The 24,663-nt window shown below is 35.1% G+C and carries 19 protein-coding genes; 8 read left to right on the top strand and 11 right to left on the bottom strand.

Annotated elements, in window-relative coordinates:
* The first annotated feature begins 77 nt into the window (after positions 1 to 77).
* The 4 genes from J7R10_RS05535 to sodC all read left to right on the top strand — a co-directional run bounded on the left by J7R10_RS05535 (position 78) and on the right by sodC (position 3,323).
* Positions 78 to 1,304: a UbiH/UbiF family hydroxylase gene (locus J7R10_RS05535; protein ID WP_010705270.1), complete on the top strand. Its 1,227-nt coding sequence runs from the start codon at positions 78 to 80 to the stop codon at positions 1,302 to 1,304.
* Between the two features lie 565 nt (positions 1,305 to 1,869).
* Positions 1,870 to 2,220: a hypothetical protein gene (locus J7R10_RS05530; protein ID WP_010705269.1), complete on the top strand. Its 351-nt coding sequence runs from the start codon at positions 1,870 to 1,872 to the stop codon at positions 2,218 to 2,220.
* Positions 2,207 to 2,512 carry a hypothetical protein gene (locus J7R10_RS05525; RefSeq protein ID WP_010705268.1) on the top strand — a complete coding sequence of 102 codons (306 nt, stop codon included), beginning with the start codon at positions 2,207 to 2,209 and terminating at the stop codon, positions 2,510 to 2,512. The genes J7R10_RS05530 and J7R10_RS05525 overlap by 14 nt, the downstream gene beginning before the upstream one ends.
* A 286-nt stretch (positions 2,513 to 2,798) precedes the next feature.
* A complete protein-coding gene (gene sodC / locus J7R10_RS05520; RefSeq protein WP_010705267.1) occupies positions 2,799 to 3,323 on the top strand; it encodes a superoxide dismutase family protein in 525 nt (174 codons plus the stop codon).
* A gap of 376 nt (positions 3,324 to 3,699) precedes the next feature.
* On the opposite strand, the gene J7R10_RS05515 is transcribed toward sodC, so the two are convergent.
* From J7R10_RS05515 to J7R10_RS05490, 6 genes are all read right to left on the bottom strand, one after another.
* Positions 3,700 to 4,101, bottom strand: a complete 402-nt coding sequence (locus tag J7R10_RS05515) for an SUF system Fe-S cluster assembly protein (RefSeq protein ID WP_010705266.1) — start codon at positions 4,099 to 4,101, stop codon at positions 3,700 to 3,702.
* Positions 4,094 to 5,338, bottom strand: coding sequence for an aminotransferase class V-fold PLP-dependent enzyme (locus J7R10_RS05510; RefSeq protein WP_010705265.1), 1,245 nt, complete (start codon positions 5,336 to 5,338; stop codon positions 4,094 to 4,096). Before J7R10_RS05510 ends, J7R10_RS05515 begins: the two co-directional genes overlap by 8 nt.
* 9 nt (positions 5,339 to 5,347) lie before the next feature.
* Positions 5,348 to 6,610, bottom strand: a complete 1,263-nt coding sequence (sufD, locus tag J7R10_RS05505; RefSeq protein ID WP_010705264.1) for a Fe-S cluster assembly protein SufD — start codon at positions 6,608 to 6,610, stop codon at positions 5,348 to 5,350.
* An 11-nt stretch (positions 6,611 to 6,621) separates the two neighbouring features.
* Positions 6,622 to 7,377, bottom strand: coding sequence for a Fe-S cluster assembly ATPase SufC (gene sufC / locus J7R10_RS05500; protein WP_010705263.1), 756 nt, complete (start codon positions 7,375 to 7,377; stop codon positions 6,622 to 6,624).
* A gap of 56 nt (positions 7,378 to 7,433) precedes the next feature.
* A complete protein-coding gene (gene sufB / locus J7R10_RS05495; protein WP_010705262.1) occupies positions 7,434 to 8,945 on the bottom strand; it encodes a Fe-S cluster assembly protein SufB in 1,512 nt (503 codons plus the stop codon).
* Positions 8,946 to 9,113: 168 nt separating this feature from the next.
* The gene (locus tag J7R10_RS05490) at positions 9,114 to 10,259 is read right to left on the bottom strand and encodes a cysteine desulfurase family protein (RefSeq protein WP_010705261.1); all 1,146 of its coding nucleotides are present in this window, start codon (positions 10,257 to 10,259) and stop codon (positions 9,114 to 9,116) included.
* 164 nt (positions 10,260 to 10,423) lie between these two features.
* Here J7R10_RS05490 and J7R10_RS05485 point away from each other — a divergent pair, with 164 nt between their 5' ends.
* The 3 genes from J7R10_RS05485 to J7R10_RS05475 all read left to right on the top strand — a co-directional run bounded on the left by J7R10_RS05485 (position 10,424) and on the right by J7R10_RS05475 (position 13,275).
* Entirely contained in the window at positions 10,424 to 11,113 is a 690-nt protein-coding gene (locus J7R10_RS05485) for an alpha/beta hydrolase (protein ID WP_010705260.1), read from the top strand.
* Between the two features lie 269 nt (positions 11,114 to 11,382).
* On the top strand, positions 11,383 to 12,636 hold the full coding sequence (tyrS, locus tag J7R10_RS05480) for a tyrosine--tRNA ligase (RefSeq protein ID WP_010705259.1): 1,254 nt from the start codon (positions 11,383 to 11,385) through the stop codon (positions 12,634 to 12,636).
* 159 nt (positions 12,637 to 12,795) lie between these two features.
* On the top strand, positions 12,796 to 13,275 hold the full coding sequence (locus tag J7R10_RS05475) for a peroxiredoxin (protein WP_010705258.1): 480 nt from the start codon (positions 12,796 to 12,798) through the stop codon (positions 13,273 to 13,275).
* A 132-nt stretch (positions 13,276 to 13,407) separates the two neighbouring features.
* Here J7R10_RS05475 and prfB read toward each other — a convergent pair.
* From prfB to J7R10_RS05460, 3 genes are all read right to left on the bottom strand, one after another.
* Positions 13,408 to 14,536, bottom strand: a protein-coding gene (gene prfB / locus J7R10_RS05470; protein ID WP_144050569.1) for a peptide chain release factor 2 whose coding sequence is annotated in 2 segments (ribosomal slippage) — positions 13,408 to 14,466 and positions 14,468 to 14,536 — 1,128 coding nt in all. Because the reading frame shifts where the segments join, the coding sequence is not laid out codon by codon here.
* 183 nt (positions 14,537 to 14,719) lie between these two features.
* A complete protein-coding gene (locus tag J7R10_RS05465; protein WP_010705256.1) occupies positions 14,720 to 17,182 on the bottom strand; it encodes a penicillin-binding protein 1A in 2,463 nt (820 codons plus the stop codon).
* 157 nt (positions 17,183 to 17,339) lie between these two features.
* Positions 17,340 to 18,566, bottom strand: coding sequence for an N-acetylmuramoyl-L-alanine amidase family protein (locus J7R10_RS05460; RefSeq protein WP_026501333.1), 1,227 nt, complete (start codon positions 18,564 to 18,566; stop codon positions 17,340 to 17,342).
* Between the two features lie 592 nt (positions 18,567 to 19,158).
* Between J7R10_RS05460 and J7R10_RS05455 the strand changes: the two genes are divergently transcribed.
* Positions 19,159 to 21,789 (top strand): Rne/Rng family ribonuclease, encoded by a 2,631-nt coding sequence (locus J7R10_RS05455; RefSeq protein ID WP_026501332.1) that lies wholly within the window; start codon positions 19,159 to 19,161, stop codon positions 21,787 to 21,789.
* A gap of 69 nt (positions 21,790 to 21,858) precedes the next feature.
* Here the strand turns inward: J7R10_RS05455 and J7R10_RS05450 are convergent, their stop codons facing one another.
* Positions 21,859 to 22,470, bottom strand: a complete 612-nt coding sequence (locus J7R10_RS05450; protein ID WP_010705253.1) for an invasion associated locus B family protein — start codon at positions 22,468 to 22,470, stop codon at positions 21,859 to 21,861.
* Between the two features lie 1,817 nt (positions 22,471 to 24,287).
* Positions 24,288 to 24,494, bottom strand: a complete 207-nt coding sequence (locus J7R10_RS09905; RefSeq protein ID WP_026501331.1) for a hypothetical protein — start codon at positions 24,492 to 24,494, stop codon at positions 24,288 to 24,290.
* Between the last annotated feature and the right edge of the window lie 169 nt (positions 24,495 to 24,663).

Here is a 24,663-nt window from a genome sequence, read left to right as displayed (position 1 = left end):
AACTTCATATAATAAAAAGAGATTATTCATTTAGAAATGTTAAAATATTTAATAAATGGGAAGAGGCTTAAACAGTTGTGACATTAAAAAAAAATGAACATAAAGATATTGCTATCATTGGTGCTGGGCCAGTCGGTATGTTAGCAGCACTTAGACTTGCACATAAGGGCTACTCTGTTTGTCTTATTGGTCCACCAGCTCATACAGATGAATTACGGACAACCACTCTTATGATGCCAGCAATACGTACACTTAAAGAACTCAATATTTGGAATGTTCTCAAACACCATGCAGCAGCTTTATCGTTCATTAGAATCATAGATATAACCTCTAGGATTGTGCGTGCTCCTACTGTGAATTTCTCTTCTACTGAAATTGATGAAGAAGCTTTTGGTTATAATATACCTAATGTAGAATTAAACAATATTCTAGCTGATTCTGTTAAGCATACGCCCAATATTATAAGATTTGTTTCTTTAGCAAAATCTTTTCTTTACCAAAAAAATCATGTTTGTATAACTCTTGCAGATGATAGAGTCATTCAAACCTCACTTGTTGTTGCTGCTGATGGACGCAACTCTTTAACACGGTTGGCAGCGGGTATAGGTGTCAAACAGTGGAGTTATCCACAAAAAGCACTTGTTCTTAATTTTTCGCATGATCTTTCTCACCAAAATACATCAACTGAATTTCATACAGAAAATGGTCCATTTACACAGGTTCCACTACCAGGGCAAAGATCGAGTCTTGTATGGGTTGTTAGTCCTCCTCGTGCTGAGGAATTATTGAATATAGGATCAAAAGCAATTGCAAAAATAATCGAACATCAAATGCAATCAATGCTTGGATCACTGACATTAGAAACACCAATTCAAGTATGGCCGCTTTCTGGACTTATCTCTCATTATTTTGCTACCAATCGAACGATTTTAGTGGGTGAAGCAGCCCATGTCTTTCCTCCTATTGGAGCACAGGGATTAAATTTAGGATTTCGTGATGTTCAAACTTTGATTGATATTTTACCTAGCCAACTATCTGATTCTACATTTGAAATGATTATGGCAAACTATAATAAATGCCGTAAACCTGACATATTGATCCGAAGCAGTGCTGTTCATACACTTAACTCTGCTTTACTTTCTGATATGTTACCTGTTCATATCATGCGCAGTGTTGGACTTGGATTATTACGTAATTGCTCACCATTACGTAATTTATTTATGCGAGAAGGAATGTATCCGGGTTATGGATTAAAAAAAATTATACAAAGCTTTCCCCGAAATCTATCAAAGAATTCGATTTAATTTTTTTAATCAATCAAAGTAAATAGCAATTTTTATAAAGAGTTTAAATGATGGCAGCGGTACTGCATAAACTCATAAAGATAGTAAAAAAACAGAGCCGCAAATACAAAAAAACAGCGTTAACAATATAATATACCCGTTTTGCTAAGAAAAAATTTTCTTTTTTTATATTTTTATAAAATATTTGACTTTAACAAAAATAAAACTCTTTTATTTTTTTCATTATTCATCGAAGTTTTCTTTAATAGAACTATAGTGAAGAAAATAAATAAATCGTATGAGAAATGATATGTGGACGCTTTATCATCATAAAGCTTAAATATATCAGTTACTTGATAATATGAGTGACATAAATTGGTTATTTGAAAAAGTTAAAGAGATAAAAATTTTTAAAGCCCCAATATATTCATGTTTCTTTAGAGAAGAGAAGAAAAATAATTTTAGTTAAGCAACACAAAATTTTAAAATTTACGTTATTAATTATAACATTGAAAATAAAAGATTGTTTGGAACCTGTTGGCAATACAAAGGGTTAATGAAGTATTGTATCACAGGTGATAACAAGATGACATTAAGTAAAATTCTGAAATCAAGTATTTTTTTTATAGCGACTATATGTATCTCATCTATAGTGACAGCTTCAATAAGTAAGATGTTTTATTCCCCTTATTGTCAAGCTTCTGCGTATGCTTTCACCAAAGATATCACTAAACCAGGACAAAATTCATTTACTGCTTCACAAATTAAAAACTGTCTCATGCAAAATGGTTTCACAGATATTAAACGATTGCGCCTAGATGATAAAGGGATTTGGCGCGCTTTAGTAGAATTTAAAAAATACAATTTTCTCGTATCAGTTGATTATTCTGGAACGATGAGCATTCAAAATAAAAGAAAAAAATATGATTCATTTTAAAACTCATAGCAATATTGATTCTAAAAGCTCGCAGAGAACTTTTTTTAAAAAAATCTATTATTCTCTTAAAGAGCTTTCTTTCATTGGAATTCTAAATGGCGGTGTATCAGGAGCTCTTGCCGCAATTCTTGCAGCTTATGGTTATATTGCCCTACCAGGATTTGGTCCAATTATCGCAATGGGTATAGATGTAGCATTTTGTACCGGAACAATAATTGGTGCAATGATAGGATTAATAATGGGCATTTTTGTTGGTCTATTTTGTACCTTTATGGAAGATTTATATACATAATGATAGTTAAATTTTATAATAAGCAGATTTTTTTGTCAAAAAATAATCAACAAGTTATATATCTTGATTTTATAAAATCCTTTTTAGGAACATTTTTTGAAAAATGCAGATAAAATATCTATAAAAGCTACATTATTTATTAAGAGAAGAAATGATCTGAATTTTTTAGAGTGTTCCGGAATAGCTCATTATGAGCTTATCAAGTTTTTAGTAAATCATGTCTCAAGAAAATATGATTTACACAATTTTAGGTAAGAATAAAAATTATAGTATAAAAAGGTGCTACATGAATAAAATTTTTTTTCTCTTCTTAGCTTCACTAACATTTTTATCTCATAACGTTGCTGTATTAGCAAAATCTATGCAAGTAAAAATTTATGAGATAGAAAATAGCAACAAAAAATCTATTGGTACAATTGAAATTGAAGAAAACACATATGGTTTAATTTTTGTGCCAAATTTATCCACCTTACCAGAGGGTTTGCATGGCTTTCATATACATGTAAATCCTTCATGTGATACGAAAGATGGTGTAATTGGTGGTGCTGCAGGTGGACATTATGATCCGAGTCATACGAACAAGCATCTTGGACCTTATAATGTTAATGGCCATTTAGGTGATTTACCTGCACTTTATGTTGATGATAAAGGGCGATCAACAATGAGTGTTATCGCCCCACGAATTAAAAATCTTTCAGAGATTAAAGGGCGCTCATTAATAATTCATTTAGGAGGAGATAATCATTCAGATACCCCATTACCGCTTGGTGGAGGTGGAGCACGTTTGGCATGTGGAATTATTGAAGAATAAGTTAAAGTCACGGTGAACTATGGAAATATACCTTTTTCCATAGTTCATCAACGATATTGCTTATCATTAAAAGTTTTAGTGCTATTTGTTATTAATAATTTGTAAAAATTACTTTTTCAGAGTGTTAATTTTTTAAAATCCATCAAAAGATTTTACTATTTATGATGTTAACAAGAAGAATTATCCTATCCTCTTTTTATGCCATATTAAAAAGCACACTAGTTTCAGCCAATAATATGTGTAATAGCATCAGCCTATCTCATAAGATTTAGAATATTCCATATGACTAAACGATCTTCATAATATTCGAATACATTGCTTGTATATTCTTGTTTAAGCACTTTGAATGCGAGTAAATGAAATTCTCTTAAAGTATTTAGTACCATCCGACAGCAATTTGTGCTTCTTCTGACATACAATCAGGTGTCCACAGTGGATCAAACGTCATGGTGACTTCAACATGCGAAACACCTTCAACTGCGCTTACAGCATTTTCTACCCAACCTGGCATTTCACCGGCAACGGGACATCCTGGTGCTGTAAGCGTCATTTCAATTTTTACTGAACGATCATCTTCAATATCGATACGATAAATCAATCCGAGCTCATAAATATCAGCAGGAATTTCTGGATCATAAACTGTTTTAAGAGCAGCAATAATATCATTCGTCATACGATCAATTTCGTCTGCTGGAATTGCTGATATGTGAGATTTTTTATTTTCGCTTACAGTCTCAGCAGATTCCGTAGAATGACATTCTTTCATTGATTCAGCCATTAAAAAATGTCCTTGTTTCTCTCAGTGCTTCCACTAACTGATCAATATCCTCATAAGTATTATACATAGCAAGTGATGCACGACAAATAGATGTTAAACCAAAGCGTTGTAATAAAGGATGCGCACAATGTGTTCCCGCACGTATAGCAACGCCTTTTCTGTCAATAAACATAGCAATATCATGTGCATGAATACCTTCAATTGTAAATGATAGAATAGCCCCTTTATTGGGAGCGTGACCATAAATCCGTAATGATTCAACCGTTTCAAGCTTTTCATGTGCATAGGCTAACAGTGCTTTTTCATGTGCATAAATAGCATTCTTATCTTTTTCTTGCATATAATGAATAGCTGCAGCCAATCCAACGGCTTGAACTATGGGAGGTGTTCCCGCTTCAAAGCGGTAGGGAGGAGCATTATAAGAAACCTTATCAGTCATCACATACTCGACCATTTCCCCCCCTCCTTGAAAAGGAAGCATTTCTTCTAGTCGATATTTTTTACCATAAAGAACACCAATACCTGTGGGACCATAAAGCTTATGACCCGTAAAAACATACCAGTCACAATCAAGACTTTGCACATCAACTGTTAAATGCACAGCACCTTGAGAACCATCAACAAGAACAGGAATGGCATTTTGATGTGCTAACTGAACAATCTCTTTAACAGGAGGCACAGTCCCTAATATATTAGACATATGCGTGACAGCAATCAGTTTTGTTCGATCACTTAAAGCCTCTTGGAAATCTTCAATATGTAAAATACCTTTTTCATCGACGGGGACAAAAACGAGTTTTATACCTTTTTGTTCACGAAGAAAATGCCAAGGAATAATATTTGAATGATGTTCCATAATAGTAAGAACAATTTCATCCCCTTCTTTTAATTTGGACATAGCCCAGCCATAAGCAACAGTATTAATGGCTTCTGTTGCATTTTTTGTAAAAACAATTTCCTCAGAAGTTTGAGCATTTAAAAAAGCACGAACTGTTTCACGGGCATTTTCATAAGATTGTGTTGCCGCATTTGCTAAAAAATACATTCCCCTATGCACATTCGCATAGTTATATTGATAGAAATTATCCATTGCATTGAGCACTGTTCGTGGTTTTTGAGCAGAGGCGCCATTATCAAGATAGATTAATCGCTTTCCATAAACATCATGGTATAAAAGAGGGAAATCATGCCGAATTGCTTCTACATCATACACGAATGTTTGTAAGTCATTTCCCATTTTTTTACCTTAAGCATTTTTTTCTAACCACTTGCTAATGATATTTCTCAAAATATCTTGAATATTATCCTGCTTGATGTCTTCAATAAGCTCGAAGACAAACCCTTTAATTAAAAGTGCACGAGCCACTTTAAAAGGAATACCACGTGCCATAAGATAAAAAAGATGATCATGATTAATATTAGCAATTGTTGCACCGTGGCCACACGCAACATCATCAGCAAAAATTTCCAGTTCAGGCTTTGCATTAAATTCCGCGTCATCTGAGAGTATAAGGCTATTACAAGCCATGCGGGCATCTGTTTTTTGCGCTTTTTGAGCAACAGCGATTATTCCTTGGAAAACACCAACTGCCTTGTCTGTAACCACATTGCGTATAATTTCAGTTGAGGTTGATCTTTCTTCAACATGACGAACAGTCATCGTAAGATCGCTATGTGTTTGTCCTGATAATAAATTTATGACTCGTAATTGAAAATCAGATTCCTCTCCCTGTAACTCAATATCAATTTCTTGACGATTAAGTTGACTCCCTATATTAATCACATAAAGTGATAATTTTGTTCCTTGACCAAGAATAGCACGAAATCGGCCAAACTGTGTCGAATTAAAACCACGATTTCGAATGATGATCCACGTAATATCGCTATAAGCGGCAATATGTAATGAAGATATCGAATTGATAAAGGTATCTTTATCATTGTCAATCTGATGTTCAACAAACACGGCTTGACTGTTTTTTTCAATTTTTATGTCTGAAAAAATATGAGATTGTCCACCCGTTTGAATATTTTGCAATTCGATGGGAACATTTAATTTTGTATTTTCAGGAATATGAAAAAGCCACCCATCTGTAACAAAAGCTGTATTTAATTGCCCAATAAAATCTTCATTAGAAACAACTTGATCTATCTTTACAGAATTCTCTTTTAATGCATCTGTAAGACGTTTTACTGTAATATTTGTTATCTTTGACTGTGTAGCTGTTTTTCCATTTTTAATAGAAAAAACAGCGCTCTTTGAAAGTGATGCATTAACGAATTGCTCATCATGTACTTCTGAAAAATTACGAACAGATTTCAATAACGTACGCAGATTTGTATAATGCCAACTTTCAATTTTACGTGAAGGAAGTCGTGTTGTTTGAAACAGTTCAATAGCTTTTTTGCGAACTGCCCGCACAGTATTATCGCCAGGTAAATTGCTTATACATTTGTTGAAATGATTGACTATATCTTTTTCAACCGCTAACAATTCTTGTTGTGTATTCATATTCAATGATCTCAAGCCGCTTCACTGATCAGGTCAGCATATCCATTTTTTTCTAAATAAAACGCTAACGATTTATCCCCACTTTTAATAATGCGTCCTTTATGAAGGACATGTACCGTATCAGGAACAATATAATTAAGCAGGCGTTGATAATGAGTAATAACCAAAAATGAACGCTTTGAATCCCGAAGTTTATTAACACCATCTGCAACAATTTTTAATGCATCAATATCTAAACCGGAATCCGTTTCATCTAAAATACAAAGTTTCGGTTCAAGAAGAGCCATTTGTAAAATTTCAGCACGTTTTTTCTCTCCACCTGAAAACCCTACATTTAATGGACGTTTTAGCATGTTCATATCTATTTCAAGTTTAGAAGAAGTTTCTTTAACATATTTTATAAATTCAGGAATTTTAAGTTCTTCATCACCACGTGCTTTGCGTTGAGAATTCATCGCAACTTTTAAAAACTCCATTGTTGCCACTCCAGGGATTTCCATTGGATATTGGAATGCAAGAAAAATACCATATGTAGCACGTTCTGCTGGATCCATTTCTAAAAGAGACTGTCCATTATAAAGAATATCACCTTCTATCACTTCATAATCATCACGACCAGCAAGTAAATAAGACAAAGTTGATTTTCCAGCTCCATTTTGTCCCATAATAGCAGCAACTTCACCATCTTGAACAGTCAAGTTTAAACCGCGAATAACTTCTGTATCGGTCCCAGCAATACGGGCGCGCAATTTTTTTATCTCTAACATTAATTTAATCCTGTTCCGACTCTTTTACTTCAAGTGTGTGCTCTTTATCTAAACAATTATCCCACACTACCTTCAAGGCTGATACCAATGAGTTTCTGGGCTTCAACAGCAAATTCCATCGGAAGTTTTTGAATCACCTCTTTTACAAAACCATTCACAATAAGTGCGATAGCTTGTTCTTCAGGAATTCCTCTCTGCATAACATAAAAAAGTTGATCATCAGAAATTTTTGATGTTGTCGCCTCGTGTTCGAATTGAGCTGTCGCATTTTTTGTTTCAATATAAGGGACTGTATGGGCGCCACAATCATTGCCAATTAACAAACTATCACATTGCGTAAAATTGCGTGCATTCTGCGCTTTTCTATGTGCTGTCACTTGCCCCCGATAGGTGTTATTTGAAAATCCAGCAGAAATGCCTTTGGAAACAATCCGACTTGATGTATTTTTTCCCAAATGAATCATTTTTGTTCCAGAATCGATTTGTTGGTAACCATTTGCAACAGCAATAGAGTAAAATTCCCCATGTGAATTATCACCACGTAGTAGGCAAGAAGGATATTTCCAAGTAATTGCAGAACCGGTTTCAATCTGTGTCCATGAAATTTTAGCATTATCGCCCCGACAATCTCCACGCTTTGTCACAAAATTATAAATACCGCCTTTACCATCTTTATCGCCAGGATACCAATTTTGCACTGTAGAATATTTAATTTCTGCATTTTTGAGTGCAACAAGCTCTACAACAGCAGCATGAAGTTGGTTTTCATCCCGTTGAGGTGCCGTGCATCCCTCCAGATAAGAAACGTAAGAATCTTCATCGGCAACAATCAATGTTCGTTCAAATTGACCTGTATTGCGTTCATTAATCCGAAAATAAGTTGAAAGTTCCATAGGGCAACGAACCCCTTTGGGAATATAAACAAAGGAACCATCTGTAAAAACAGCTGCATTTAAAGCTGCATAATAATTGTCACCCACAGGTACAACCGTTCCTAAATATTCCTGTATCAGATCGGGGTGTTCGATAATTGCTTCTGAAATAGAGCAAAAAATAACCCCAGCACGCGCTAACTCTTTTTTAAAGGTCGTCACAACAGAAACAGAATCAAAGACTGCATCAACAGCTACCTGTCCTGATGCATAAATATTATCCTCAAAAGTAGAAGGGTCAGATTGTTTTCTTATTCCTGCTAAAATTTCTTGTTCTTTGAGAGGAATGCCGAGTTTTTCATAAGTTGCTAACAACTCAGGATCCACTTCATCCAAAGATTTTGGTCCTGTATGATTTTTTGGAGCAGCGTAATAATGAAGCTCTTGGAAATCAATCTTTGGATAATGAATACGCGCCCAGTTAGGCTCGTGCATTGTCAACCAACGGCGAAAAGCTTGTAAACGCCATGTTAGCATCCATTCAGGCTCATATTTTTTAGCAGAAATAAATCTGATAATATCTTCATTTAAACCCTTTGGAGCCTTATCTGTTTCAATATTGGTTTCAAACCCATATTTATATTGGTCAACATCTATTTCACGTACTTGGCGTATTGTTTCTTGCACTGCCGGCATAAACTTTCTCCATTTTTTGGCATCAAGAACCAGTGACTAAAAGTCCTGCTTTCTTTATAAAATTAAAGCAAGCAATTCATTCTCTAAGCTATATGCAAAGTGGGAAAATTTCAATCAAGCTTATTTAATTTTTATAATGCTAATTTAATAAGGGTTAAATGGCAAATGCTAATTCTTTTTATTACTGATCATTTGAGAAAAAAACAATAAAAAATCATCAATATCTTGAGACGTTATGCCACGTCCTATTGAAATACGAATTGCACCATGGGGGACATCAGAGCCCATTGCTTTCAAGACTTTGTTTTGCTTTACTTTTCCCGAAGAACAAGCAGAACCTGCTGATACAGAAAACCCTGCCAAATCAAAACCAATTTGCATAGTTTCCGCTTTTATATTGCGTACAGCGAAATAAGTTGTGTTTGGCAAACGCTGAACGCGTTTGCCAAAAATTTCGACATCACGAGACACTTTCTGTATTCCATCTTCTAATTTATCACGTAAGAACATTAACTGTTCTCTCTCTTCTTGTGTAAAACAATCAGCCATCGCTGCTCCAAAAGCAGCAATAAGCGGCAATGCTTCTGTCCCTCCACGAAACCCTTTTTCTTGTCCTCCTCCTACAATAAGAGGATATGGCATCAGAAGGTTCCCACATGAAACAAAAGCACCAATTCCTTTTGGCCCGCCAATTTTATGGGCAGACAGTATAAAAAAATCTCCTCCCATCTGATGAATATTAACAAAATTTTTGTCTATATATTGTGTTAAATCAACAATAAGAATGCCTCCAAAATCCCTAACGATAGTAGATATTTCTTTTATTTTTTGAATAACTCCAGTTTCACTATTAGCAGCTTGAATTGCAACAAGAGGAAGCCCTTTTATTTTATCGTGAAGCATTAAGAGAGAAACTAATTTATCTTGTTGAATGAGCCCATCCTGATCAACAGCAACAGTGCTGATAAATTCTTTAGAAAAACGGCCTCCTTCTGCAACAGATGGATGTTCAGTAGCCCCAATATAAAGATGCGAGAATTGAACTGTAGAGCTTCCCATATTATAAAAGGGCGTTAATAAAGTCATCGCTGCTTCAGTCGCACCAGATGTAAAGACAACATGATCTGGATGTGTGTTGAGATTTTCAGCGATTTGTCGACGTGCTTTTTGCAATAAAGCCTTAGCAGCACGACCTTCCGTATGAACAGATGATGGGTTACCAAATATCTCTAAAGCTTCCAGTAATGCTAGGCGCGCCATTTTTTTGAGCGGTGTTGTCGCATTATGATCAAAATATCGACGTTTTATAGCCATTTTACATCACAATCATTAAGCAATATCAATTGATTTTAAAAAAAATAGTGCAATTTTCTTGAAAAATGCACTTAAAAAAGAATATCTATTAATAAATTGAGAGATTCTATGGTAAAAGTCGACAAAGGTCAATGAGGATCTTTAGAGCATTTAAGGAGCATTTAATGCCAGAAATTATTTTTAATGGTCCAGCAGGTCGACTTGAAGGGCGTTATCAACCTTCACAACAAAGAAATGCACCAATTGCGGTTATTTTACATCCTCACCCTCAGTTTGGTGGAACAATGAACAATAGAATTGTTTATGATCTCTTCTACATGTTTCAACAACGTGGTTTTACTACATTGCGTTTTAATTTTCGTGGTATAGGCCGTAGCCAAGGTGAATTTGATTATGGAATAGGAGAACTTTCAGATGCTGCAGCTGCACTCGATTGGGTGCAAACACAACATCCTGATTCTAAAAATTGCTGGGTAGCTGGATATTCATTTGGTGCTTGGATTGGTATGCAGCTTCTAATGCGCAGACCAGAAATCGAAGGCTTTATATCCGTTGCTCCTCAACCTAATGTTTATGACTTCTCATTTCTTGCTCCTTGCCCCTCCTCTGGGCTGATAATTCACGGCGATATCGACAAAGTTGCTCCCCAAAAAGATGTACAAACACTTGTGGATAAACTAAAAACACAAAAAGGTATCACAATTACACAAGAAATAATGGAAGGTGCTAACCACTTTTTTAGTGGATGCAATAAAGAGCTTATTGAACGATGTGCACAATATTTGGATAATCATATTACAGGTGAATTTCTCTCTCCTCCCCCTGAAATACTTTCTCTTGCTTACAAAAGCTAGAATTTGCAAAAATGAAAAAAGTTATTCTGATAATAACAAGAAAGCTTATTTTTATAGTATTTTCTAGTTCTCTCATATCCACTTGCGTTTAAAGATAAAAATAATTTTTTTATTTTTCAATAAAAAGCATTTCTCCCTAAGAGGTAATAACATTTGTTTTCATGACTCAATTTCTCATTCTCTTGTGAGAACTGTATTATTTATGGTAGGGAGAATGCATAAATAATCTGTTGTATAAACGAATATAATTTAATTAGGATACAAAAACTGTGCTTGCCTTTAAATCTGATTTTTTACACATTATGAGTGAACGTGGTTTTATTCACCAAATTTCGGATGAAAAAGGCTTAGATGATCTTTTTTCAAAAGAAGTTGTAAGCGCTTATATTGGATTTGATCCTACAGCATCAAGTTTACATGCTGGAAGCCTTCTTCAAATTATGATGCTTTATTGGTTACAAAAGACTGGTCATCGTCCTATTGCTTTGATGGGTGGAGGGACAGGATTGATTGGTGATCCTTCTTTTAAAGATGAGGCACGACGCCTTCTGACACAAGATGATATAACTGCAAACATTTCTGGTATTAAAAAGGTATTTGCGAATTATTTGACATTTGGTGATAAAAAAAACGATGCATGCATTGTCAATAATGCTGAATGGTTATGCAATTTGAACTATTTAGAATTTTTGCGTGACGTAGGAAAACATTTTTCTGTCAACCGTATGTTGTCATTTGATTCTGTTAGACTGAGACTTGAACGTGAACATTCTTTGTCATTTCTTGAGTTTAATTATATGATTCTACAAGCTTATGATTTTGTTGAACTTTATAAGCGTTATGGACTGCGTGTGCAAATAGGTGGTTCTGATCAATGGGGCAATATTGTTAACGGAATTGAATTAGGACATCGCTTAGAAACAGTACAGTTATATGCATTAACTTCCCCATTACTGACAACGTCTTCTGGTGCCAAAATGGGTAAATCATTGGATGGTGCTGTATGGCTTAATGCAGATATGCTTTCACCTTATCAATTTTGGCAATATTGGCGTAATACAGAAGATGCTGATGTTACACGGTTTTTGAAGCTTTATACCACATTGCCGATGGATGAAATTCGCAAACTTTCTGCATTGCAAGGAACTGAAATTAACGAAGCAAAGAAAATTCTTGCAACAGAAGTTACTGCAATGTTGCATGGCCGCCATCTTGCCGATGGAGCAGCCGCAACAGCTCGTAAAACTTTTGAAGAAAAAACACTTGGAGAAAACCTTCCAACTGTTGAGATTGATGTCATAAAATTAAAAACGGGTGTTGGAGTGCTCACTCTTTTAGTACAAGCAGGACTAGCTAAATCTAACAGTGAAGCACGTCGACATATTCAAGGTGGAGGTGTGCGTATCAATGATAAAATCATTGATAATGAAACGCGCCTTATAATTGAAGAAGATATTGATGCGGAGGGAATCATTAAACTTTCCTTCGGTAAGAAAAAACATGTTTTAATAAAACCCCTATAATTTTTTCTCTTATTTTCTCAATTCAATCTTTATGATATAATACGCCGTCTAAGAGAAATAAAAAATCTTTGAACTAAGTACAAGAGAGCTGAATTTTTACTTCTTTTATTATGATCCTATGCTTTACACCTGCTACACAGAAAAGAAAGATAAAAACCAATGACAAGACCGCTGAAAGGTACTTTCGCTCCAGATTTTGATTTACCACGTGATGGTGGAAGAAATTTACGTCTTTCTGATCTTCAAGGGAAAGCTGTTGTTTTATATTTTTATCCCAAAGATGACACCAGTGGGTGTACAAATGAAGCGATTGATTTTACGCGGTTGAAGACAAAATTCGATGAAATCGGGGTTATTATTATTGGAATATCTCCAGACAATGTTAAAAAACATGAGAAATTCAAAACAAAACATGGACTTGATATCATCCTTGTTTCAGATGAAGAAAAAACGACGCTTGAGGCTTACGGTGTTTGGGTTGAAAAAAGCATGTATGGGCGAAAATATATGGGGGTTGAACGAAGCACTTTTCTGATTGATGCAAGAGGAAAAATAGTAGAAGAATGGCGAAAAGTTAGCGTCCCCGGACATGCCGATAAGGTATTTTCTGCGGCACTTTTATATAATAATGTTTTATAAGTTTCTTTACTTGAGCATTTATAAAATGCAGAAATTATGCTCTCCATTTTCTTTAGTAAATTGGGGTATATGATCTGAAATAAACGAAGCAAACAATAAACCTAAGAAATTCTTGAGAAAGATTGTATCTTATTAACTAATATCTTCAATGTCTTGAACTTTTCCATAAATGCGTTGAGCAAGTGCTGCCTCTATAAATGCGTCTAAATTGCCATTCAGTACGGATTGTGGATCAGTGTTTTCAATGCCTGTGCGTAAATCCTTGACAAGTTGATAAGGTTGAAGAACATAAGATCTAATTTGGTGTCCCCATCCAATTTCTGTTTTAGAAGCTTCAACAGCATTTGTTTCCTCTTCTCTCTTTTTGAGCTCTTCTTCATAAAGTCTTGCGCGTAACATAGACCATGCAGTTGCTCGATTTTTATGCTGAGAACGTTCTGTTTGACATTGAACAACAATACCCGTTTTTATATGTGTAATGCGCACTGCAGAATCTGTTGTATTGACATGTTGCCCTCCAGCTCCTGAGGCACGATATGTATCAATACGAACATCTGCTTCTGAAACATCAACTTCAATATTATCATCAATAACTGGGTAAACCCAAATGCTTGCAAAAGAAGTATGGCGCTTTGCATTTGAATCAAACGGTGAAATACGTACCAAACGATGAACACCTGATTCTGTTTTTAACATACCATAAGCGTTATGCCCTTTTACAAGAATAGTCGCTGATTTGATTCCTGCCTCTTCTCCATCGTGAATCTCTAATAGGTCAACCTTCATTTTATGCTGTTCAGCCCAGCGCGTATACATGCGTAACAGCATAGAAGCCCAATCTTGGCTTTCCGTTCCTCCTGCACCAGCATGAACTTCTAAATAAGTATCATTCTGATCTGCTTCTCCTGAAAGAAGCACATCAATTTGTCTCTTATATATCTCATTTTTAAGATTACGTATTGAGTTTTCTGCATCTGTAATAATCTCAACATCACTTTCTTCTTCGCCCATTTCGATTAATTCAATGCATTCTTCGAGTGTTTTTGTAAATGATCGAATACCATTGATTGAATCATCAAGACGTTGACGCTCACGCATCATCTCTTGTGCTTGTTGTGCATTATTCCAAAGCGTTGAATCTTTTGCTTTTTGATTGAGATATTCGAGACGTTTTAGTGATTGATCCCAGTCAAAGATGCCCCCTTAGCAACGTAATTGCCTTTTGAATTTCATCAACTAATGTTTCTATTTCTGCTCGCATAATTGAACACCGTAGTTTTCATTTTGATTTCTTTTTGGTTATGTTTTTTAACATTTACATAAATTCAATGCTTGTCGTAAAGGAAAAGCATGACTTCATCAACCTATTTACTGTAGCTATTCTGCAAAAAACAGATAAAAATTATTTTACTCTGCCAAATCATATCAACGCAGATTTGGTCGACTAATACAGGCCACCCGTACCGCTTTCAAGAGCTTTGTTAACTTGTGGAGAAGTAGTTGTTGCAGGAATCCCTTCTTGAAAAGAATTGGTACCACCAATGACCTGATATATATCAGCAGGCCCAGTTCCTGGTTTAAATGCTTCTATAATGACATCATGATCTCCTGATTCAGCAAGCATGCCTGTCTTACGATTAATCGGCATTAAAATCATCCCCTCTGGCATCTTAAATGGTACATCTGGCTTCCCTTTCAGAGCTTTTGCCATAAATTCACCAAAAATAGGTGCTGCTAATGAACTTCCCGTTCCATTATATCCCAATGGTGTTGGTTGATCGTAACCAAGAAAAATACCAACGACAAGGTCAGGAGTAAATCCCATAAACCACACATCTTTAGAATCATTGGTTGTTCCTGTTTTTGCAGCGATATGTCGATTAAGATAGTGTAAACGCGCCGCTGTACCACGTTGAACAACGCCTTCCATCATTGATGTAATTTGATAAGCTGTCATAGGATCAAGAACTTGATCTCTCTCATCAATTAATGTGGGTTCATTTTGGTTATCCCAAGACGCAGCATTACAATTTTCACAGAGACGATCATCATGACGGTAAATTGTTTTTCCATAACGATCTTGAATTCTGTCTATCAAAGAAGGATGAATAGAGCGTCCTCCATTGGCAATCACTGAATAAGCTGTAACCATTCGTAAAACCGTTGTTTCGCCGGCTCCTAAAGCCATGGGAAGATAAGGCTGTAATTTATCTACAATACCAAAACGCTCTGCATATTCAGCTACAAGAGGCATTCCCATATCATAGGCAAGCCGTATTGTCATAAGATTGCGAGAATGTTCAATGCCATAGCGCAGTGTTGAAGGCCCTGCAAATGTACCACCATAATTTTTAGGTTGCCAAATTTCACCATTATATTGACGAATCTCAATAGGACCATCTAAAATAACCGATGCTGGTGTATATCCATTATCGAGTGCTGCTGCATACACAAAAGGCTTAAAAGCAGAACCGGGTTGACGATAGGCTTGTGTTGCACGATTAAATTCAGAAGCTGCAAAAGAAAATCCTCCCACCATAGCAAGAACACGTCCTGTATGAGGTTCCATAGCAACAATCGCACCTTCAACCTTTGGAATTTGTTGTAAACGATAAATATTCTCTGTATTTGATGTTTTTTCGACAAAAATGACATCTCCAACTTGCAGGACATGAGATAAATCCCGAACTGTTTTTCGATAGCCATTTTCTTTGATAACATTTAATGCCCATTTTGAATCGGCTTCAGACAAAATGGCTGTTTCCCGCTTCGTTGACAATAAACCTGAATCTTCATGTTGTGGTTGTAAACCAATCTCTATTTTATTGGCTTTCATCGAAAGAACAACAGCTAAACGCCATTCAGGAACATCACTTAATCCCGTAATATTCGCAAGTTCTATGCCCCAATCATCACTCTTATCAATATGTTTATAAGCACCACGCCATCCTTGCGAATGATCAAATTTAATTAATCCATTATGCAAAGCGCGTCGAGCAATAAGCTGTAAAGATGGATCAAGCGTTGTACGAATTGAAAGTCCACCTTCGTAAAGTGTTTTTGCTCCATAACGATGCATTAAACGACGACGCACTTCTTCAGTAAAATAGTCAGCAGCAAAAACGTAGCTATCGCTACCGCGCAGTGTTGCTCCTAAAGGTTTTTCTTTAGCCTTTTTACCTTGTTCACGCGTTACATATCCATTTGCAACCATCCGATCTATAACCCAATTGCGTCGATTAAGAGCGCGTTGTGTATTTTTGAAAGGGTCATAATTCGCTGGTCCTTTGGGAAGAGCAGCCAAATAAGCGCATTGCTCTAAAGTAAGATCATTAACAGATTTATTGAAATAAGTTAATGATGCTGCTGCGATACCATAAGTGCTACGACCAAGATAAATTTCATTGAGATAGAGTTCAAGAATATGATCCTTTGAATAGGTCTTCTCAATACGCATTGCTAGAATAGCTTCTTTTAATTTACGTTCTAATGTTGCGTCTGAACTTAAAAGAAAATTTTTAGCAACTTGTTGTGTAATAGTTGATGCTCCCTCTGGACGTTTTCCAGAGCCAATATTACGGATATTATTGATCAAAGCCCTAGAAAGCCCTTCAGGATCTAAACCAAAATGATGATAAAAATTCTTATCTTCAGCTGAAACAAAAGCGTCTTTAAGAAGTTTTGGTATTGACTGAATTGGTAAATAAAGGCGACGTTTTGTGGCAAATTCTGCCATAAGGCTACCATCAGAAGCGTGAACACGAGTCATCACGGGCGGTTCATAGAGCGAAAGAACTTCATAATCAGGAAGTGCACTGGTGGGTTCTTTTGCTATCGCCCCTTGTATGACTGCCCCCCAAAAACCAATAGTCATAACAAGACTAAGAAGATATCTAAAAAAAATCATTATCAAAATGGCTATCGCTTTCTTTAGAATTGATCGAATAAAATATGTTATCTCATCATCAATATCACAAGGATATCATCACTAAACTGAGATAAAGAAAAATATTTTTTGCCTTTATACATAGAAGCACAGATTGATACTCTATTTTATCACAAATTTAAAGAGGCTGCATAACTTTCTGCCTATACTCAGCAAATTGCCGAATAGAATGAGCAATAGAGTGAGCCATATGTTTCCTCCATTGGGGTTTATTTAATAATTCTTCATCCTCTTTATTGGATAAATAACCTATCTCTATTAAGACTGAGGGTATATCTGAAGCTCTTAACACTTGAAAATCAGCATATCGATGAGGGTTATTTATAAGATTGATGTTATTTTTTGATAAGCTTGAAACAACACTGTTTGCAAAATTCACTGAAAAAGCATGCGTTTCACGTCGGGTAAGATCAATCAAAATATCTGTAACTTCATGTGATTCATCTGCAGGCAAACCATCAAGAAGATCAACTTTGTTTTCATTTTCAGCTAAGGATTTTGCAATTGCATCAGATGCTTTATCTGATATCGTATATACTGTAGCACCACGAAGAGAATGCGTATTAATAGTATCTGCATGAATAGATATAAAAAGATCAGCACCAAATTCTTGCGCTTTTTTAACTCTTTCACTTAATCTTAAAAAGACATCGGAATTACGTGTTAAAGCAACAGTAATATGAGAATCTTTTCTTAATTCGTCTCGCAATACACGTGCAAAAGCTAATGTCACATCTTTTTCTAAAATTCCAGTAATACCTCGTGCACCACCATCAATTCCACCATGACCAGGATCAAGAATGACACGGAAATTACGTGTTGGCATTAAGTTTTGTTGTGCATTGAAATATGTTTTTTGTTGTTTTTCAAATAGTTCATTAAATTTTTCTTGTGTGCTTTTGCTAATATCAACTAACAATTGCCATAAACCATTATCTAATTTTTGTACCGTAGTTTTTTCAACAATAAAAGTGACTTTGCTTGTCAAAATAATGCGTGAAGTCTGTATATCAGAAAAACTGTAACGCACATCTAATAACATACTTGATAATGACTTCTGTTTCTTTGATGTATTTTGCGATGAAAAATCAACGATGGGTAAATTGATAACTAAACGCGCAGGCTTATCAAAAATTTGCAAACGAACATTTGGCTTAGCATTAAAAACTGCAATAATACGCGTGTGTGTATCATCACCAATAGTTCGCAAATTGACAAGTTTTAAGGCATCTGCAGCTTGGATATTTGTTTGGAATACTAAAAAAAACAATAAAAAATATGGGACGAACAAAATAACATCACAATAGGTTATTTTTAGCTTTGGGGTAAAAATTCTTTTTATCATTAAGTGAAAATACCCTACATTCGTCACAATTGATCTCAACCGCATAAAAAATAGTTCAAATTTACTCCATAGTGTTCAACAAATGATAAATCATTGAATTTTTATATCTCTAAAAACTCAATTAAAGCAATTCAAAGATATTATAATAGGATCCATTATATTGTTACTTGCCAAAACCATGATATCAACATAAAAGAACACTTATGATTTCTAGCTGATAGACCATCTAAATTATCTGTAGTCCATATTAAGTTGTCTTTAGAAGATTTATTGCATATTACACATTTAGGCTTTTTATGGATAAAAATTCTTTATGTCACAAAAGCTAGGATTGCGTTATTTAAGATTCGCTGGTTCGGATATCCGAACTTTTTAAAGATTGTTTTGCCGGAGACTTACAAAATTATGAGTCATACAAAACAGATGGAGATGATGTTGAGAAATGCTATAAATGCAGTTATGCATTTGCACGTAATATCCCATCCTGTTTTTCTGGTACCTCCCTTTTATGGCAGACAACCCTTTACCTTTGCGAACAGTTATACTGTTCGTTTGAATAAAGTTGTATATGTCGCCTTTAGGATTTTAACTTATGTCAAACAAAATGCTTATAGATGCCTCCCATCCGGAGGAAACTCGTGTTGTTGTTGTTCACGGCAACAAAATTGAAGAACTTGATTTTGAATCAGAACATAAAAAGCAGCTCAAGGGGAATATTTATCTAGCACGTATTACGCGTGTAGAGCCGTCTCTTCAAGCAGCTTTTGTCGAATATGGTGGCAATCGCCATGGTTTCTTGACATTTTCTGAAATTCATCCCGATTATTATCAAATTCCTATTGCTGATCGTCTTGCTCTTCTTGAAGAAGAAGAAAAAGCGGCTGTAGGAGAAAATTATGCGGAGAATCTTCCTGAAGAAACAAACAAAAGTAAAAAACGCTCCAGAAAAACAAAAAAAGATGAGCGTAACAGTACCATAGCAGCGGATGTTGAACATGACATGACATCTGAAGCAATAACACTTGATGATACAGAAGAAACATTCAATGCAAGCGTTTCTCATGATGATATCGAAATGGTTGGTGCAGAGGATGTCCGTGAAGAACTCCCTACCTATCAGCGAAAACAAGGACGTCAGTATAAAATTCAAGAAGTGATTAAACGACGTCAAATTTTGTTGGTGCAAGTCATCAAAGAAGAACGTGGTAATAAAGGTGCTGCACTCACGACATATCTATCTCTAGCTGGTCGTTACTCTGTTTTAATGCCTAACACAGCACGTGGTGGTGGTATTTCACGAAAAATCACGAATATACAAGATCGTAAACGTCTTAAAGAGATTGTAAAAGAATTAGCCGTTCCTAAGGGGATGGGTGTCATCTTACGAACTGCTGGAGCAAATAGAACAAAAGCTGAGATTAAACGCGATTATGAGTATCTCACGCGGTTATGGGATACTGTTCGCACATTGACATTAAAATCCACAGCACCATGCCTTATCCATGAAGAAAGCAATCTCATAAAGCGCTCTATACGGGATCTTTACAATAAAAAGATCAATGAAATTCTTGTTTCTGGTGACCAAGGATATCGTGAGGCGAAAGACTTCATGCGTATGCTTATGCCAAGTCATGCAAAAGTCGTGCAACCCTATCGCGACCCTATCCCTATTTTTGCACGCAACAATATCGAAATTCAACTTGATAAGATGTTGCACCCACAAGTTTCTTTAAAATCTGGTGGTTATCTTGTTATTAATCAAACAGAAGCACTTGTTGCTATTGATGTAAACTCTGGTCGCTCCACCAAAGAATTGTCTGTCGAAAAAACAGCATTACAAACTAATCTTGAAGCTGCAGAAGAAATAGCGCGTCAATTACGTTTACGTGATCTTGCTGGTTTGATTGTTATTGATTTCATTGATATGCTTGAAGAACGTAATGTAAGACTGGTCGAAAAAAAGTTAAAAGAGTGCCTAAAAAGTGATCGTGCTCGTATTCAAGTTGGTCACATTTCACACTTCGGTCTTTTAGAAATGAGTCGTCAACGTATTCGCGTATCGGTTTTAGAAAGTACAACACAACCTTGCCCACATTGCGCGGGAACAGGAAATGTGCGTTCTGAATCATCGATTGCTTTACATGTCATGCGCTCAATTGAAGAATATCTTCTTCGCAATCCGCAACATAATATTACTGTGCGCACACCTGTCACAACAGCACTCTATGTATTAAACCACAAACGCAATATTCTTGTTAATTTAGAAGCGCGCTTTAAGCTTAATATCAGTATTGAAGCAGATGATAGCATTGGAACGCAACACCTCATTATTTCTAAGGGGACAATAGCGGAGGCAGTTTCTCAACCACCGTTAATTGTTGAAGATGATGATAAAGAAGAAGCTAACGACACAATTCTAATAGACAGTGTATCTATCGAAAATAAAATCTCTGTTGAAATGAACCAGAAACATCGGCGTAAAAAGCATCAAGATGAGATTAATGACGATTCTTCTTCCAGCATTCATAAAAAAGACAATACGCTAAATGATGATTCTCGTCGTCGCGGACGTCGTCGTGGACGTCGCGGCGGTCGTCGGAATCAAGAGAATGGTTTTTATCAGCTTCGTATTCCTTATGCAGAACCAGTAGGAGATTTTGCTAAGCAAGCGTTAGAAGAAATTAAAACAGCACATCGTAAACACCGCACTTCAGCTGCTAAATCTGTTCAATTTGAGGAAACAAAAAACGATACACAGCACTTAAATATAGAACGAGATGAAGCTGTAAAAATTGATACGGTTGTAAAACCTAAAAAACGTAAAACACGTTCTTCAAAAGCAATTCAAAATCAACAACCCCTTGAGAACGATCAGAATATAAAAATACTAGAATCTTTGGAAGAAAAGTCTACAACAAGCTCGATACATAAAGCTAAGACAAAAAAAGTGGATAAATCTGCTCATGAGGTGATGAAAAAAAATCCCACAGAAGCTAGAAAATCTACAACACGTAAAACGCGAAAAAAATCACTTTCTCAAAAATCAACACCAACAGAAGAAACATCAGAACAAAAAACTCTAGAAGAAGAACCTGTTAAAGTAGTTGCCTCCAAAATTGAAGAGAAAGCTAGTCATCCTGTTGTCATATCATCAGTTCCTGGCGATGCTCCTAAAACTGGGCGTATTGGTTGGTGGAAACGCAGAAATCCTTCTAAAAATTAAAGTATAAGAAAACCGCCACAAATATTTTGTAGCGGTTTTGATAAGTAAAAAGGGAAAATTTTACGTTTATTATTTTTGTTTAGCTTTTTCCTGCTCGGCGCGCATACGATCTTCAATTTCTTTTTGATTTGATTGAATAGCTTGCTGCAATTTTATTTGTTCTTGTTGAAAATCTTTTTCTTCCATACCAGGGCCTGTGTATGCGGCTGTGAATCCACTAAGAGAAAATTCAATAGGATTAGCTGAACCTCGGTAATTAATTGTGGTTATAACCATTTTTGAACCGCTTTTCATAGTTGCAATAAGCTTATCATCTAAGACATCATTGGCAATACAGCTTGGCCCGTTGCAAATAACATAAGGAATTTTTTTAGAGAAATTATCTCCTATTTGAATATGAACACCTTCTGGCAAAAAACGACCTGTAGGCACTTGAATACCTATACGTTTTTCATTTTGTTTTCCTTTTATTTCAACGAGATTAAAAGCCGTCAAAGGCTGTCCAGTATTTGATAAAACAGTATTCATTGTATTACAAACATCAACATCATGCTGCTTACTACAAACCTTATACCAACCTTGAGATAAAGTCTGTGCACCCGCAGAACTATGGATTGTAAGAAAAAGGGCAGCAGCTCCAACTAATACTGAAACAACAGAACAAATATTTTTATGCGACATGATTAAGTTAGTCCTTTCAACGCGCTTGTACAATAATCCCAACATTAGGAATATTAAATATAATTTTAATCAAGTGTATTAAATTAAACCAATGAAATGACACCCACTTTATGCTTCTTACTGCAAGATAAAGAAAAAAGTCAAATTTGTAGAAAAAAGTTACAAATAGCAAATGAAACTCTTATGCACTCATATACAGCATCCCCCTTGTTTATGGTATTGGTCTTTTATAAAATTTATCCATAAAATACCTTAGTGCAAAGGAATAACGCAAGATCGCATAAACAAATCAATATTGCAATATAATTAAAGTAAACTTCTATGTTATTTTACAGCTCTTATTACTTTAACTTTTGTTATATTTATAATTTTTCTTTTAAGCTATGAAGCTCTAACAGCAGGTATTACAATGCATGGAACTCTCAAATTATGAGATATATTTGAATATTCCCCTTATGTATCCTCCTGATGTGAATCAAAAAGGTAAAGTTACTTATAGTGTGTTAGAACATTTGATGGATTAAATCCATTTTGTCATCCGCAGTTTTAGAACAATCGCAAAGGGACTTTCTCTGATAAAAAAATTTTTTAGTCTTGCTTATGAAACAATAATGGTATGTTCTCGTGATGAAGCTTTTATACTTTTAAGCTCTTGGCAGGAAAAGTTGAACTAAACAATGAGTGCACTGAAATTATTTTTTTCTTAATCTAAAGGCGTGCTTTTTAGATGGAAAACCTATACGTTTTATTCACAATAAAGCTTCTTAAAGATAAAGGAAAACCTCTATATGATGGCTATATGAAATAGATAGAATCCGTTGAAAAAGTTGGAAATTATGGTATTAAAATGCATTTTTACACTCAAAAGATCTTGAATTTCTACTTCTTTTGGCGAGCGTAATGCTTATACTACAAAAACATGCTATTAATATTGATGATTTTGAAAAAATGAATTGAATAAAATTCCAAGAAGCGGTCCTTCTATTATTGAGTATATTGATCCAAGTGAACGAATTATCTATAAATGCAATTCTCATTATTGGGAGTGGAAACTTCCCCTTAATAAAGGGTTGACTAATTTTGATACCACCCAAATCGAATATTTTCGTAATGATATAGCTACACGCTTTGAAGCTTTTAAAAGGAACTTCTGCTGATCTCTTAGGGTTTGTTTTTAATACGAGACAGGCTATTTTAAAAGATGAAAGGATAAGACAAGTTTTATTCGATACTTTTTTCGATTTTACCTTTTCATTTTGAAATAAGAACGTTGATGATAGCCAATATGCGGTTTATAATATTCTTTCTTCTATTGGGAAGCATGATATCATATATTTTCTTGGTAGTTTTACAAAACAAAGGAACAGCTTTCACACTTGAAGGATTACGTGTTATCACGTTCCTTCATACTATTCATTAACTCTTTTTCAAAGTCAGCAAAATCCACTGTCATAGTTTCTTTAATACCCTTTATTAACTCTTGGTCTATTAATTTAATTGCATCTTTTGCCCAGCTAAAATCTTCTGTTTTCCAACCGAAAGATAAAGCTTTACCATCTCATTTATATGTCTCTTATGAAGATATCCCACTTCATAAAAGCGTTGTGATTTCAAATATTTCCGTGCTTTAACTACTTTTTCTCATACTCCCCTACTTCATACTCTTTTGCCCTATGTACTCTGTATACTAAATTGATTTTTTCTTTAGCTAAATCATCTAATTTCAAACTAAGCTTAAACCTCTCGTCAACGAGATCTTTGTGTTCCTGTATAAGTTTATCATGTTCTGTATTAGAAGCGCGGATTTGTGAAAGTGTTCAATCAACAAATGTTTTTTCAATAAACTTTATTCTCTTTTCAACAACTTGCAATCTTTCTTTAATACGCTTGTACTTTTCATCAAGAATTATACCAGAAAGAGATAACTCTGTTAAACTAAACTCAGCATGTGCGTTTTTAAATCCACATATTAAAATTAATAATAAAAAGGCTATAGTTAGCAACTTATGTGATGAAAAAATCATATTACTCTACTTTTTCTTTTACTCCTGAGAAGATTTATAAAAAGCCATTCCATTCTATGTTGGAATCTCTCATTATGACTGTGCTGTTTAAGTTATTTCTTTTATTGTATCAATATGTGTTATATTGAAAAGCTTAAAATGAATACTTCAAGAGTCTTTTTATTTGCAA

Source organism: Bartonella vinsonii subsp. berkhoffii ATCC 51672 (assembly GCF_902825225.1).
In the GTDB taxonomy this organism is placed as follows: domain Bacteria; phylum Pseudomonadota; class Alphaproteobacteria; order Rhizobiales; family Rhizobiaceae; genus Bartonella; species Bartonella berkhoffii.
Note: the sequence above shows the minus strand (reverse complement) of the source record. Positions and strands in the feature narration are given on the sequence as shown.